The 13,461-nt window shown below is 58.4% G+C and carries 12 protein-coding genes; 8 read left to right on the top strand and 4 right to left on the bottom strand.

Features of this window, described 5'->3' with window-relative positions:
• Positions 1–2: 2 nt before the first annotated feature.
• Complete coding sequence (locus R3175_RS05200) at positions 3–323, bottom strand: 2Fe-2S iron-sulfur cluster-binding protein (protein ID WP_318942812.1); 321 nt, start codon at positions 321–323, stop codon at positions 3–5.
• Between the two features lie 169 nt (positions 324–492).
• Between R3175_RS05200 and R3175_RS05205 the strand changes: the two genes are divergently transcribed.
• Entirely contained in the window at positions 493–1,575 is a 1,083-nt protein-coding gene (locus R3175_RS05205; RefSeq protein WP_318942813.1) for an AraC family transcriptional regulator, read from the top strand.
• A 280-nt stretch (positions 1,576–1,855) separates the two neighbouring features.
• On the opposite strand, the gene R3175_RS05210 is transcribed toward R3175_RS05205, so the two are convergent.
• Complete coding sequence (locus R3175_RS05210; protein WP_318942814.1) at positions 1,856–2,245, bottom strand: hypothetical protein; 390 nt, start codon at positions 2,243–2,245, stop codon at positions 1,856–1,858.
• A 269-nt stretch (positions 2,246–2,514) separates the two neighbouring features.
• Positions 2,515–2,907, bottom strand: coding sequence for a hypothetical protein (locus tag R3175_RS05215; protein WP_318942815.1), 393 nt, complete (start codon positions 2,905–2,907; stop codon positions 2,515–2,517).
• 457 nt (positions 2,908–3,364) lie between these two features.
• Here R3175_RS05215 and R3175_RS05220 point away from each other — a divergent pair, with 457 nt between their 5' ends.
• The 6 genes from R3175_RS05220 to R3175_RS05245 all read left to right on the top strand — a co-directional run bounded on the left by R3175_RS05220 (position 3,365) and on the right by R3175_RS05245 (position 12,044).
• On the top strand, positions 3,365–3,811 hold the full coding sequence (locus R3175_RS05220) for a YbhB/YbcL family Raf kinase inhibitor-like protein (RefSeq protein ID WP_413231731.1): 447 nt from the start codon (positions 3,365–3,367) through the stop codon (positions 3,809–3,811).
• A gap of 338 nt (positions 3,812–4,149) precedes the next feature.
• The gene (locus R3175_RS05225) at positions 4,150–8,520 is read left to right on the top strand and encodes an AMP-binding protein (RefSeq protein ID WP_318942817.1); all 4,371 of its coding nucleotides are present in this window, start codon (positions 4,150–4,152) and stop codon (positions 8,518–8,520) included.
• Positions 8,521–8,669: 149 nt separating this feature from the next.
• On the top strand, positions 8,670–9,572 hold the full coding sequence (locus R3175_RS05230; RefSeq protein WP_318942818.1) for an AraC family transcriptional regulator: 903 nt from the start codon (positions 8,670–8,672) through the stop codon (positions 9,570–9,572).
• A 101-nt stretch (positions 9,573–9,673) separates the two neighbouring features.
• Entirely contained in the window at positions 9,674–10,333 is a 660-nt protein-coding gene (gene elbB / locus R3175_RS05235) for an isoprenoid biosynthesis glyoxalase ElbB (RefSeq protein ID WP_318942819.1), read from the top strand.
• A 116-nt stretch (positions 10,334–10,449) separates the two neighbouring features.
• A complete protein-coding gene (locus R3175_RS05240) occupies positions 10,450–11,238 on the top strand; it encodes a 4'-phosphopantetheinyl transferase family protein (RefSeq protein WP_318942820.1) in 789 nt (262 codons plus the stop codon).
• Positions 11,239–11,597: 359 nt separating this feature from the next.
• On the top strand, positions 11,598–12,044 hold the full coding sequence (locus R3175_RS05245; protein ID WP_318942821.1) for a hypothetical protein: 447 nt from the start codon (positions 11,598–11,600) through the stop codon (positions 12,042–12,044).
• 1 nt (position 12,045) lies between these two features.
• Here the strand turns inward: R3175_RS05245 and R3175_RS05250 are convergent, their stop codons facing one another.
• Entirely contained in the window at positions 12,046–12,684 is a 639-nt protein-coding gene (locus R3175_RS05250) for a bacteriohemerythrin (protein WP_318942822.1), read from the bottom strand.
• 243 nt (positions 12,685–12,927) lie between these two features.
• Here R3175_RS05250 and R3175_RS05255 point away from each other — a divergent pair, with 243 nt between their 5' ends.
• A complete protein-coding gene (locus R3175_RS05255) occupies positions 12,928–13,401 on the top strand; it encodes an EVE domain-containing protein (protein WP_318942823.1) in 474 nt (157 codons plus the stop codon).
• The last annotated feature ends 60 nt before the right edge of the window (positions 13,402–13,461 follow it).

The following is a 13,461-nucleotide window of genomic DNA, read 5'->3' on the forward strand; positions in this document are numbered from 1 at the left end:
GATTACATTTGAAATTCAGGCAGACGCACGACTAGACCATCCATGGCCTCGGTCACCTGAATCTGACAGGCCAGACGTGAAGTGGCCGCACCTTCGGGGGTCATGTCCAGCATCTGCTGTTCGTCACAGTTAATGGCACCAGTCTTGGCATACCAGCCATCGTCCACGATCACATGACAAGTCCCGCAGGCACAGCCACCGCCACAGTCGGCATCAATACCGGGGACGAGGTTGTCTACCGCATGTTGCATTAGTGACTTATCAGCCTCGAGTTCAACGTCATGCAGCGTACCGTCGTGTTCGATAAAGGTAATGTTTCCCATGGCATCCTCCTCGCCTGCTTGGTCGCTAGCCTGAGACCAGGATGGCCACAGGTATTCATGACCCTTAAGTTGTCAGCTTGACGGCTGCTCCAACAGGTCATCAATTGACATCAGGGGGTCATTTCAAGACAATCAAGCGACTTAGAGCGAGCGCGAAGGTGAATATCAGGTGACACACGAGAGCCGTCTGACTGAAGCCAGCATCCCGGCCAGCTACTCGCGGCTCGTGGCTCAGGAACTGGGCCTGCACACCCCCCACCTGCCCAAATTGCTGGTATCAACGTCGCTGAGCGTCGACGATCTGCTGAGTGAGGACACCCGGCTGACACCCCGTCAGCAAATTCAGATTCTTGCCAACGCCCTGCGACTTAACACCGCGGTTGATTTTGGCTTACGACTTGGTCGCCGACTGACGCCCGCCGCCCATGGTCCAGTGGGCTATCTGGTCAGCACTAGTCAAAATCTGCTGGAAGCCTTGCAAGCCGTTCACGCGTTCGTGCCGACACGGATGAGTTTCGTGCGCCTGGCGCTTGAGGAGCAAGGAGAGCATCTGTTGCTGCGCTTCTTTTTCGACGTCGAGATGCCGGCAGATGTTAGCCGGTGCCTTGCCGAGATCTGCGTGATGACGTTCTTTGCCACAGCACAGTTCATCATTGGTCGGCCGGCCAGCGAAGCCGAAACTTATTTCGCGCACCCTGATCCCGGTGGCGGGGCGAGTTATCGCGAACATTTGCCGGGCCCCGTTAGCTTCTCCAGCCCAGAAACCTATGTAAGGCTGCCCATAGGGCTGTGCCAGATTCCCAATGCGTCGGCCAATCATGAAAGCTACGTCTTGGCCCGTGCACAGTGCGAAGCCATTCTGGCGAACTTGCAGACGCATCCAGACAGTTACCGTCGGCGGATTGAAACCATGCTGCTGACGCAGCCCACAGTAAGCCTGACGGAGGACAGTGCGGCCTCAGCCTTGTTCATTAGCAAGCGTACCTTGGCGCGACATCTCAAAGCGGAGGGCACCAGCTTCAGGCAGATCCGCGATGAAATTCGGTCCTGGCAGGCCCAAAGGCATCTTCGCGACGGACAGCTCTCCGTCGAGGCCATTGCCTCGTTGTTGGGCTACCACGACAGTGCGAATTTTCGCCGAGCGTTCAAACGATGGCACGGAATGTCCCCCAGCGAATTCCGACAACATGACTGCGCCTTAAGCCGGGGCGCCCCGACACTTCCCGAGCCAGCCGTAACACAAACGGGGTAATGGTGAAACCAGCCGCCAGCTCGACAAGGTTGTCGCCGGTGACGTCAGCGGGCAGCAATACGCCACCGCGCTTGCCTTCAAGGCGCGCGCACCGGCCCGCTTGGCACCATGACAGTCCCAGGCGTGCACGGAAACCCGAGCCAGCGCGGCATCGTCGAAGGCAGGCAGCATGGCGAACCCGGCGAGCACGTGTTGGATGTCCAATTCGCTGAGCCTGCGTTTCGTTTCCGTGCGAAAGGCCTGACGGGCAACAAGAACTGCGCCCTCCTGCTCGACAGGCCTAACGCTTAACCTTTGCGATTCGCTTGGATGCCGACGCCAACAGCAGCTTGGAATAGAGACGGTGGAAACCGCCGAGCGCATGAAAGGCCAAACCGAACTTGCCATCTGCGCGCTTGGGCACCACCGCCGAGCCAAAGTAGAGCATGGTCGACGCCGGGGCTGTGGTTGGAGATGCAACACTGAGCCAGGAGCGGGTCTGGCCAACCCTTAGGAGGATCTCTGAATCCGACCGTTGCTCGACTTCCCAGGCCGAAAAGTGGCCGGCTTCGTTACGTGCAAGTTGCCGGGCCTGATCGTCAGTAGATGGAAACCCTAACGCCTTTGCCAATAGCCACCGCTCGACTTTGAAAAGAGGTGTCGTGTAGAAGGCCTCTACCAATTCAGACAAGGTGATGGTTCCTTGTACCGTCAACGTGTAGCAATCGGTGAAGGCTCCGGAGGATTGGTAGGCGCCTAGATAGGAGTGTTCCGGGACTGGGGATGGGATTGGCATAGGGGCTCTTTATTGGAAGTCCTGCGGAGTTATCGATGCGTGTCCACTAAACTGGGGGAAGTCCAGCGGTGTCGATGTCCTCAACAACGATACCCACATTATCCATACGCTTGACTGTCATGATCGTTCCTCTATCTCTAACGCCTGGCTCTGGATCATGGGGTCTACTCGGCGGTGGTGGCTGCAGGAGCTGTGCTTCGGGCGCCCAGGGGATGGCAGTTCTTCAGCACCACACGGCCTTGCAGCAGATCGCCCCGGGAGTATTCCCGGAAAATGCATTCGTTGGTTTCCGGGTTGTAGTCCTCAATCCACAGGTTGTCTCCTTTCCAGGTGGAGCCAATGTGCTGTAGCCCTTGCGGAATAGTAATGCTCATCACGCCGCCGTAGCGCTTTACGAAGATCTGCTGCAACCAGAAGTAATAGGCCGTGGTGCCGACCAGAGCGATGACGGCGGCCAGGATCAGCGCGGGTTTCCACTGTCCCAGCCGCATGCCGATACCGAACAGGGCGCCACACACCAGGGCAATAACAATCAACCAATACAGGTAGGTAACCATAAAGCCTCCTCGCAGGATTGAATAGGGAGTGATCGTTGGGCTCGCAAGACACTGACAGAATAGCAGCCAACGCCCGCCAGGACGCGATTCGATGCAAGACTCTGCGGCGCACACCAAGCCGCAATGCCCCAACACCGATGCCCCTCCCCCCCTATACCCCAGCTCTTGCCCAGGCATTTACTGAGAGTGCCTTCCTGAAGAGTGGTGCGCCAACAAGCATGACCCCGCGCAGCCTGAGACCGCTTGGTGATTGATTCCGGCTAAAAGTTGACGGATATCCAACTATTTTTCTGGAACGAAAGACTTAGCATACACCTGCGTCAAACCAATGGACTCGGAGGTAACTATGCGCAAGTTATTAATAAATTCAGCTTTAACCCTATCCGTAGCCCTGTCGGGCTCCGCCCTGGCAGACTCACTTCAGCTGACAAGCACCGATATCTCCCATGGGGATTTCATGGCCGATACCCAGGAATTCCAGGGATTTGGATGCAACGGCGGCAACTTGTCACCACAACTGTCCTGGACTGGCGCGCCCGAAGGGACGGAAGCGTTTGCGATCCAGGTCTATGACCCCGATGCCCCCACGGGTAGTGGCTGGTGGCACTGGCAGCTGGTCAACATCCCGAAGGACGTGACCACCTTGGCCGCTGGCGCAGGGGATCTCAGCAAGGATCTCACGCCCTCTGGCAGCATCAACATCAAGAACGATTACGGCGTCCCGGGATTCGGGGGAGCCTGTCCGCCCAAGGGGCATGGGGTACACCGCTATCAGTTCACCGTGCATGCCCTGTCACAAAAGCTGGAGTTGCCTGAAGATGCCTCCGGTGCCCTGACGGGTTATATGGTGCGCGCTCATTCGCTGGCTTCCAGCACCATTGAAGCGCTCTATAAGCGAGATTAATCCTGACCTTCCCCTTTTGACTTTCTCAAGCTATCCGCACCGCATACAACCCCACTCACCAGCTAACGTGCTTTGGTGAGTGCCAAACCGGGAAAGTCAGAGCGACAACATAGTGCACGACGCAAGACATTGTTATTTGAGCTGCAAATGACAGCGTCGCCTCCACAACGTGCACTATCGCAGTTTACACAACAATACTAATACCTTTTTTCATTTTCGGGCGATGTCGCTTATTTCAGGGCGACCTATTGCCTGGAAATGGGGGAGCTGAATGTGCTTAACGAAGACCAGTACTTAAGACCAAGTTAAATTGAACTCCTGTTTAGAGGAAAAGGGACGTGAGCGTATTAGAAGGATCTGGTGCCAGACCCAGAATTCTGGCACTTCATGGAAGCGGCAGTAATGCCAATGTCACGAAATTACAACTGGAGAACCTGGGGTTATCAGCCTCTGAGTATGACATCGTTTACGCCAACGGGCCGTTCCCGGTCGCCAGTCCAGGGCCCGGACTGGCAGCAATCGAAGGGCTGGTCTCCGGACCCTGGTATTCGTGGCTCCCGCGGGGAGCAGGCGGAGCTGAATCCGGCGGCGACAGTTTGCTCCAGGCTGTCTGTGAGGCGATTCAGAATGTGCTTACGATTGTGCAGAACGAAGGCCCATTTGATGGCGTCTTCGGCTTCAGCCAGGGCGGCGTGATTGCCAGCCTCATCAATGGCCTCCCCCAGGACGAGGCGTTGAGCTCCGCCCTGCAGGCCCGGATGGATGGTGCCCTGGTTCCGGCCCTTCAGGAGGGACCGCTGTTTCGGGTGGCCATCATTGCCTGTGCCGGCGCCCCTCTCTCCCTGTCCCAGCTGCGTGCGAACGCAGGCCTGAAGCCAACTTCCGATTCAGCCCCTGGGTTTCAGAGCATTCACCTCATTGGTCGCCAGGACGACTTCAAACCGTGGTCCGAATCCCTCGCACTCTCCCTGAACTCGGCAAGCACCCACGTCCACTACCTGGCAGATGGCCATGAAATCAACCGACTCCAGCCCGACGACTCAGCAATAGCCGATCGTGTACGCGCTTGCTTTCTCGGGGCCCCGATCGAACTCGAAGAGTTTCCGGCTACACCCAACCAGATAAAGTGGAAGCAATCCAGCAGCCTCAGCGCACGCGCTGTGGCACCGGACGTTCAGGTCGCAGCCGTCAGGCTGGAGACGGAGCAGGTACCGGACACCATCGTCGACATGCTGGCGGCTCAGCCCGCCGATGCCCCCCTGTTCCGGTTGGCCCGCGAACAGGACCCCGATGTGCGGACCACTTACGGTCAGATGCTCGCGTTCTGCCAACCCGGAGGCGACGGCGACCTCCGTCGGCTCGGCGTGCAGGATGGAGAGGTGGTCGCCTACCTCGCCCCTCCCGGCGGGAGTGCCGTCGCCGCGGCCGCGTTTCTTTCGATTGCGGCCCAGACCTGCGCGGTTCCGTTCGCCCCCACCATGACCGAAGCCGAGGCGCTGCTGGCGCTCGAGCAGTTTGGGGTAAAACACATGGTGCTGTTCGACGGCGTTTCCGCTCCGGGGGTGCAGGCCGCGATTGAACGTTACGTGAGTGGTGGGAATGCCCGCCTCCATCATGCCTTCCATACTCCGGCGTCCTCCCCCGGACTATTCCACTATCGGGACTCGCTGGAAGACTTTCAGAAGCTGCCGGCGCTGACGAACCCGCCAACCGCCACCTGCCTGTTACTGCGCACCTCCGGCACCACCTCCGTTCCCAAGGTGGTGCCGCTGCGACAACGAGACCTGGTGCTGAACGGCGCCATCCTGGCGGATGGTATCGGGCTTAGCGCCAGCGATGTGACCTACAGCGTCATGCCCCTGGACCATATTGGCGGGCTCAGTGCGTCCATCCTGTGCAGTGTCGCCGCGGGCGCTTCGGTCACCTGCGATGGCGCCTACACCCCGCAGGGCATGGTGGAAGCGCTGACGAACTCGGTGCCCCGACCCACCTGGTACTCGGCGGTACCGACCATCCACACCGCCACCGCCCGATACCTCCGCGACAACGCCGAGACCTATCTGGACCAGGACGGCAAGTGGCAGCACCACAGCCTTCGCCTGATCCGGTCCGGTGCGGCCGCCCTCAAGGAGCCGGATCGCCAGGTGCTGGAGACGGTTTACGGATGCGACGTGGTGACCACCTACAGCATGTCGGAGCAGATGCCGATCTCGCAGCCTCCCAGAGACGGAGCCGGCTGGCAGCAACAACCGGGTTCGGTCGGTGTGCCAGTGGCGGCCTCGATGGCCGTGGTTGATCCGGTCACGCTGCGCCCCCTCCCCTTCGGTGCCGAGGGCGAAATTGCCATTTCAGGGCCCACCGTTTTCGAAGGCTACAGGGACAACCCGCTAGCGAACCAGCAGTCTCGCTTTTTGATGAGATCCCATCAGGACGGACAACTGCACACCTGGTTCCTGACGGGCGACCTGGGCAGGATGGATGCCAATGGCACACTCACCCTCAGCGGGCGAATCAAGGAGCTCATCAAACGAGGCGGCGAGCAGATTGCGCCGGCGGAAGTGGAAGAGCTGCTGACCCAGCACCCCGGCATTGCCACCGCGGTGTGCTTCTCGGTGCCGTCTGACATCTATGGGGAAGAAGTGGGTTGTGCACTGGTCCTGGAACCGTCCTTTTCCGGACAGGTGACCCAGCAGAAAGTCGTCAACGAACTGAGAACGCTACTCCGGCAAAAAGGGCTTGCTCCCTTCAAATTCCCTGCGTACTGGAAACTCGTGGCGAACGAGGATCTGCCAAGAACCGCCAGCCGAAAGATTATCCGTAACGGATTGGCGGACGCCTTGGGAGTGACATCTCGCGACGCCGAGCAGCCGGTAACGACATCGGTCCCGCCTGCCCCCCGCCCCTCCGGGAGGTCCGGAGGGTTCGACGATACTCCCTCGACCGCGCCCGCGGACTTCCATGGCTCAGCCGCAGTTGCCTCGGCGGATCTGGGGGATAAGCCGAAAGTGGATTGGTCGGCCCTGGCCGGTTTCCGGTTTGTGCTTGCCTGTTACGTGATGTTTATGCACATCGGCTCGAATGAATCCTGGGATGCCTTCTCGAACCTGCGGCAGTTTCCCTGGCATGTGCACAGCTTTTTCGCACTGGCAGGATTCACATTGGTGGTATTCATGCCATCGCTGATCAAGAACAAACTGTCCTTCATCTCAGCCCGAATCTGGGGCATGTACCCACTGTATGCTTTGGCGGTGTTTATCGGGCTAGCCCATATCCTGGTAACCTGCCAACCTTCCACCTTCTCCTCCGCCTTTCAATGGGCTCAGCTGGGAGGGGTTGAAGGGGGCTTGTGTCAGGGCACGCCTCTGCTTCAGGACTCCTGGATCGCCAACATCTTCTCAACCCTGGCAATCCACCTGGCCGGGCTGCAAGCCACGCCGCTCTGGGGGGCCTCCTGGTGGCTCGGATTCTATCTCTGGTTCATCTCGATGTATTTCCAGTGCCTGATCGTCTTTCCGTACCTTTACAATGCGCTCTACAAGAATCGGGGCCAGACCAAGCGTTTACTGCTCTGGACGGTGGCAGGGCTCGGGCTCAACGTGCTCATCGTATTGGCGTTCTGGTACGGCTATGCGATAGATGCCACAGGGTATGGCTTCTTCGATCCGTTAACCGGTGATCCGGCGGTGCCTGCCGATGCCCAGATGGAAGCGGCCGGCGAGGACAATGCCGTCATTCTCGGGTTCTACCTGTTTGCCCCATTCTGGATGGTCTACTTCGTCGCAGGAATGTGCGCGGCCTTTCTGTACGACGCCATCCGTCCGGCGGAACAACTTCGGGCCCGCGTCTGGGGCTACGTTGCGGACACCATCACTGTGCTCATGATCCTGGTGAGTGTGGCCCATGTCGCTCAGGGGTACTTCCCGCAAGGCACCGAGGCATCTGGCGTATCCCTCGAGCCGTTCTTTATGCGTCCCGAGGCCGCAGATACTTTCGCAGACCCGGCAACCGTCAACCGGATCTGGGACAACATCTACGCGCGCTTGTTTGCGCCCATCACCCTGCTCTGGATCTTTGCGCTTAGCACCGGACAGGGGGTGACGGCGAGAATGCTGCGATTCAGCCCGTTGTCTCAAGTGCTCGCGCCCACCGCCTATGCCTGCTTCCTGTTCCACCAAATGGTCGGTCAGTGGTACTACGCCATCACCCGCAACGGCGAGTGGTGGAACTGGTGGAGCGATCAAAAGGCGTTCTACTGGTTCAGCCCGCAACCGGTTCCGGTGGAATGGTATGAGTACTTCTATGTGGTTGGCTTGGTTGTCCTGTTCTCGAAGCTGGTCCAGCCTCTGGAACCCTCACTAAGACGCGGCTTTAACTTGGTGGCGAACACCATCAAGGGAACAGCGACTGGCAAACCGTTGGCAAAGGACACGACCACCGAGATTCTGCTCATCGTCCAGCGGGTGACCGGCCTGGAAGCGCAACCTGAGTGGAGCCTCGCTGAGTGCGGTCTGGCGTCGCTGGGCATCGTCCAGTTTACCAATACGCTGGAGAGCGAGTTCTCAACCCCTGACCATAAAATCAGGTTGCCGGTGCCGGACATCGTGGCCGCTCAAAACATTCAGGAAATTGCGGCCATTGTGGACGTTGCGAGGCGGGACGCGGAAGCGCCACAGTCGCCCGCCGGGTCCGAGGCGCTACCCGCTTCGTAAGCGGACGCCCGCTCGGCCGGCGTGAACAGCCTTGGCCACAGTGCTGGGAATAACCCCGTGACTTGGCCAAGGCTTTACCGTGGAGGTGTTCGTAACAGCATAGAGTTCACAGTGTTTGAAAAATGGGCCCAACAGGTGCGCCTTACCCCTTGTCCGGCATTTCATTCCAGGGGACCCCAAGGCAGAATAAGCACGGTGCGGTTGTCCGCCTGCAGCCTGAAAAACGCCCGAATATCAGTAGACCTATGCAACACTTAATCAGTTCAGCCAAGACTACGCTGGGTGAAAACAACCAATTACCGTTTTCAGTGTATTCGTCGTTCAAAGAGCAGCGCATTCTAAACGTGCCTGTCATGAAGCCCCTCTTGATCTTCGTCCTGAGTGGAACCAAGCGCCTGGGCAAGGGAAATGGCGTCACCTGCCCAATGGGCAACTTCATTTTCCTGTCCAACAGCCCCACCATCGATATGAGAAATATTCCTGAAAACGAGGAGTATTTCGCCGTCTTGATCGAGTTTGATTACAACGACTTCGACCAGTTCAAGAGAAGCAAGCACATTTCCAAACAGTACTTCCTGGGGGACATCGATTCGGTGTTGGAAAGAACGTTGCTTCAATACATGGAATGGTCAACGTTCGCACCACCGGAGGCCTGGCATTTCCGGAAACGGGAACTGCTCCAGATTATCTACCAGTCGGGATACGAGGACATACTGACGATTGCAGAGCCTCCCAGTCTCGGCCACCGGATATATGACCTGATCAGTGAGAACCTTCCCGATGATGTTGGTGTCGATCGCCTGGCCGCAGAACTGGCGGTCAGCGAATCGACCCTGCGACGACGATTGAAAGCAGAAGGAACCAGCATTCAGGCGATCAAGGACCGGGTCAAACTCGGGCGTGGACTTCACTTGGTGCAAACCACCATGGACCCTATCGGGCTGATATCAGAAAAGTGCGGATATTATTCCCAATCGCAGTTTACCAGCCGGTTCAAGCAGCTGTTTGGCATTACGCCAACCGAACTCCGAAAAACACGAATGCATGATTAAGGCAAAAAGTTGACGGTATTCCACGTTTCCGGAAGAGCTTCACCCAACTAGCATGGAACCGCTTGAACATTGGACGCAACGAAGCTTGGAAGGACCATAATATGAAGAATGTCGCCGTTATCTTATCCGGTTGTGGTTACCTGGACGGGGCCGAAATCAGGGAATCCGTGCTTACCCTGCTGGCCCTGGATTCCGAAGGTGCACAGTATAAAATCTTTGCCCCCAATAAAACCCAATACCATGTGGTTGATCATCTCAAAGGTGACGAGGTCACAGGAGCCACGAGAAACGTTCTTGAAGAATCAGCACGGATTGCCCGTGGCAAAATCGAAGATCTGGTCAACCTGAACGAAAACGACTTCGACGCCCTGGTGATTCCCGGCGGTCTGGGCGTCGCCAAGAATATGTGTTCGTTCCTTTTCCATGGCAGCGGCGCTTCGGTGGATGAGCAAGTTGTCACAAGAATCCGGGACTTTAAGGCGGCGGGCAAGCCCATCGGCGCAGTCTGTATCGCCCCAGCCCTGGTCGCCCTTTCCATTGGCGATGACCACCCAACCCTCACCATCGGCAACGAAGAAGGCATCGCCGGCGAGCTCGAAAAACTGGGTGCCAAACACGAGGTCTGCGCAACCTCGGAGTGCGTGGTCGACGAGAGTAATAAAGTCGTCTCAACACCGGCCTATATGGATGACGATGCCAGCCTGGCAGACGTCTTTTCAGGCATCTCCAAACTGGTTGGCCACGTCATTAGGCTCGCCTAGGCACCAAGGCACACCCACTCTGCCATGCAGCGGGGAGTGGGTGTGCCTTATCTGAATCGCTTCCATCCACCCGCCAAACCGGACTCTGCCCCAGGGCAAGGCAGCCTAAAAGAACGATGACGCCCCGAATCTCCCCCAATCAGCTGCATATCTGGCTTGTTTCGATCAACGAATTCAAAAGCCACCACAAGCCAATTCGATTGCTGGATCTACTGAGCAAAAGCGAGATCGAAAGATATTTACGGTTGGCGCTTGAGCAAGACCGTCAGCGATTCCTGATCACCCGAGCACTGGCCCGTACGGTACTCTCTGACTACATCAAGCCTGTTACCCCAGCCAGTCTGCAATTTACGCAGAATGCCCACGGCAAACCTGCCATCGCACCGGAACAGCTTCCCTACCCACTGACCTTCAACATCTCTCACTCAGGGGATTTGATCGGGCTGGCAATCGCCCATGGCCAGGACATCGGCCTCGATATCGAGCGGCTCAACCCAGAGATTGCCACACACCAACTGGCCCAGCGCGTGCTTTCCGAGCGAGAGTACCTACAGCTGCAAGCGGCAGCACCGGCTCGCTTCTGTGAACGATTCTTTGAGTTCTGGACCCTGAAGGAAGCCTATCTCAAGGCCCGCGGAATGGGCCTGACCATTCCCCTGAACAGCTTCAGCTTGCAGCTTGCCGGACAGGAGCGGACGGCAGTTCGGTGGACTCCGCAACAGGGGGGCGTCCCTGGTGAATGGTCATTCCGGCAATTTAAGCCCGCGGATAACTACGCCGGCGCCTTAGCCATCAGATCAAATCCCTCCCACCAAAACCACGAGTTAGTAATCAGAGACGCCCTTCCCATGATCAGCAGCCAGCTTTGCACTCCGCGGGTGCTTGGTAAGCGCCGATACGGCTGAGAGTGCCTGACAGCCCGCCGAGGCTGACGAAGGAGGAGCCCTCGCTCATGGCTTTTCGGTTGGCCGCTGGTGCGGCCAAAAAGTCACTGTTGTCGAGTGGTTCCGGGAAGTCCAAAGCGCTCGGCGTAGACAGCTCGGAACCAATGCAGTTTGGCTGCCCCTTCGACAACACCCCGGAGTGTCAGGAGGCCCTGCGCCAGCCTAGCCGCCCCTGGTGACGGGTCACTAGTCAGAATGAAGCAGGCATAGCAAAACCCGCCTTACCAATCTGACCGTGACAACCCGTCACGAGTGAGAAAGACCTTCCGCAATGAATCGGTTAGCATCGGCCAGTCCCTAGCCAACAAGGAAAATTCGTCATGGGCCTGGCCGAGAAACTCTGCATCACCGCCGCCTTTGTGTTCTTCATGACCGGTCTGCTGACCGGCATCTTGAAGTACCGTTGCATGGCCACCAGTGCCAATGCCAGTGCCCCGGTCTACGTCAACGTCGCCCACCGCAGTTCGTTGATGTACGCCTTTGCCGCCCTGCTGCTGGCCTTCTTTGCCCGCCTCAGCGTGTTCACGGACCTGGTCGATACCCTGGCGGCGATCGCCGCGTTGGCGTTCTTCGCCTTTGCCATCACCACCTACATCATCCACGGCCTGCTGGATGACACCAGCAACCAGCTGCGCAAGCCTCACCGTCTGGGCAAACGCGCCCTGCCGTCCTGGGTGACGCCGGTGTTCATGGCGAGCCTGATTGTGGCGGAAGTTGGCGGCGCGGCGGTACTGGGGGTTGGTGCCCTGCTCACTGTATGGGGGTGAGTCAGTCGGGAGCGCCCCTGTGGTCAAGCTGCTTCCTGAGCACCCGCACTTCCGCCTCGGCCCGCTGTCGAGCGGCCTTTTCCCGGATCAGTTCCACGGCATTGCTGGAGAGCTTGCCGTAGGTCTCCAGCAGGGCCTGGACCATCACCGCCACCGGCCCGCTGAGCTGGTCATCGGCCTGGCTCCTGGCCTGCTCGATATCCAGCCCGTTCTCCAGGCCCTTGACCATTAGTGCCATTCGACGATCCGATTCGAGGATATGGAAGGCCAGCCACCGGGTCAGGAAATCCAGCAGGCCCTCGATATCCTGCTCACCGCCCTCTTCGGCGCGCCAATAGGCCTGAACCTGCTGAAAGAACAGTTCGTGGGCCTGATGATGCCCCTGAAACAGGGGCTGGCCCCGGAAATGCTTCTGCCAGATCTGTTCCTCGGCACTGAAGTGGTAGTGGGTATAATCCAGCAAGTCCTGCAACAGGGCATGGAACTGGATGTCGTCAGCACCGGTGAACCGCCGTCCCAGACGATTGAGGATCGCCACCAGCTTGCGGTGTTGCTGATCGATCAGCTCAATGCCGGTCTCGAAATGGCTGTTCCAGGGAAACATCTCAAAGCCCTGGCTGGATTGTTCGGGCGTGGACATAAAAACTGCATCTCTTCTTATATCTGAACGCGTCCCGCCATTTAGCCTGGATCTCTCCCTATCCTGCCACCATACTACCCAAGCCCGCCCCGACGGCGGCTGACCGAGATCAACTTCCGGCCACTCTCGGCAGTCACCCAGTAAGAAACGCCGAATTCGCAGTGACACTTCGCCGCAGGGGCCTTTTGGTTACAATGAAAGGTCGTTGCGCAACGCAAGGACAACTTGATGGGGAGCACCACCATGGCGAAATGGCTGATCAAGTCCGAGCCCTCGGAATGCGGGATCGACGACTTTGCCCGTGACCCGGCCACCGTGATCCCCTGGGACGGCGTCCGTAACTACCAGGCCCGCAACTTCCTGGCGCAGATGCGCGAAGGCGACGAGGTCCTCCTCTATCACTCCAGCTGCAAACACATCGGCATCGCCGGTATCGTCAAGGTGGCAAAGGCGGCCTACCCCGATCCGCTGCAGTTCGACCCGGACTCCAGCTACTTCGATGCCAGGAGTTCACCGGACAGTCCCCGCTGGCAGGCGGTGGACATGCAGTTCGTAAAGAAGCTGCCGACCCTGATTTCTCTCGACCGGCTCAAGGCGCTGCCGGAGTTGGCGGAACTGCCCCTGGTGCGCAAGGGCAACCGGCTCTCGGTAATGCCGGTCAGTGAATCCGAATGGCAGGCCATCCTGACCCTGAGCGCTACCCTCGCCGGTGATTGAGGATTAGAATCGGGCTCCCGAAGAAAACCTATTCCCCGTTCCGGACACGCGACAGGAGCA

This window comes from Marinobacter sp. (assembly GCF_033722735.1).
Lineage (GTDB): Bacteria > Pseudomonadota > Gammaproteobacteria > Pseudomonadales > Oleiphilaceae > Marinobacter.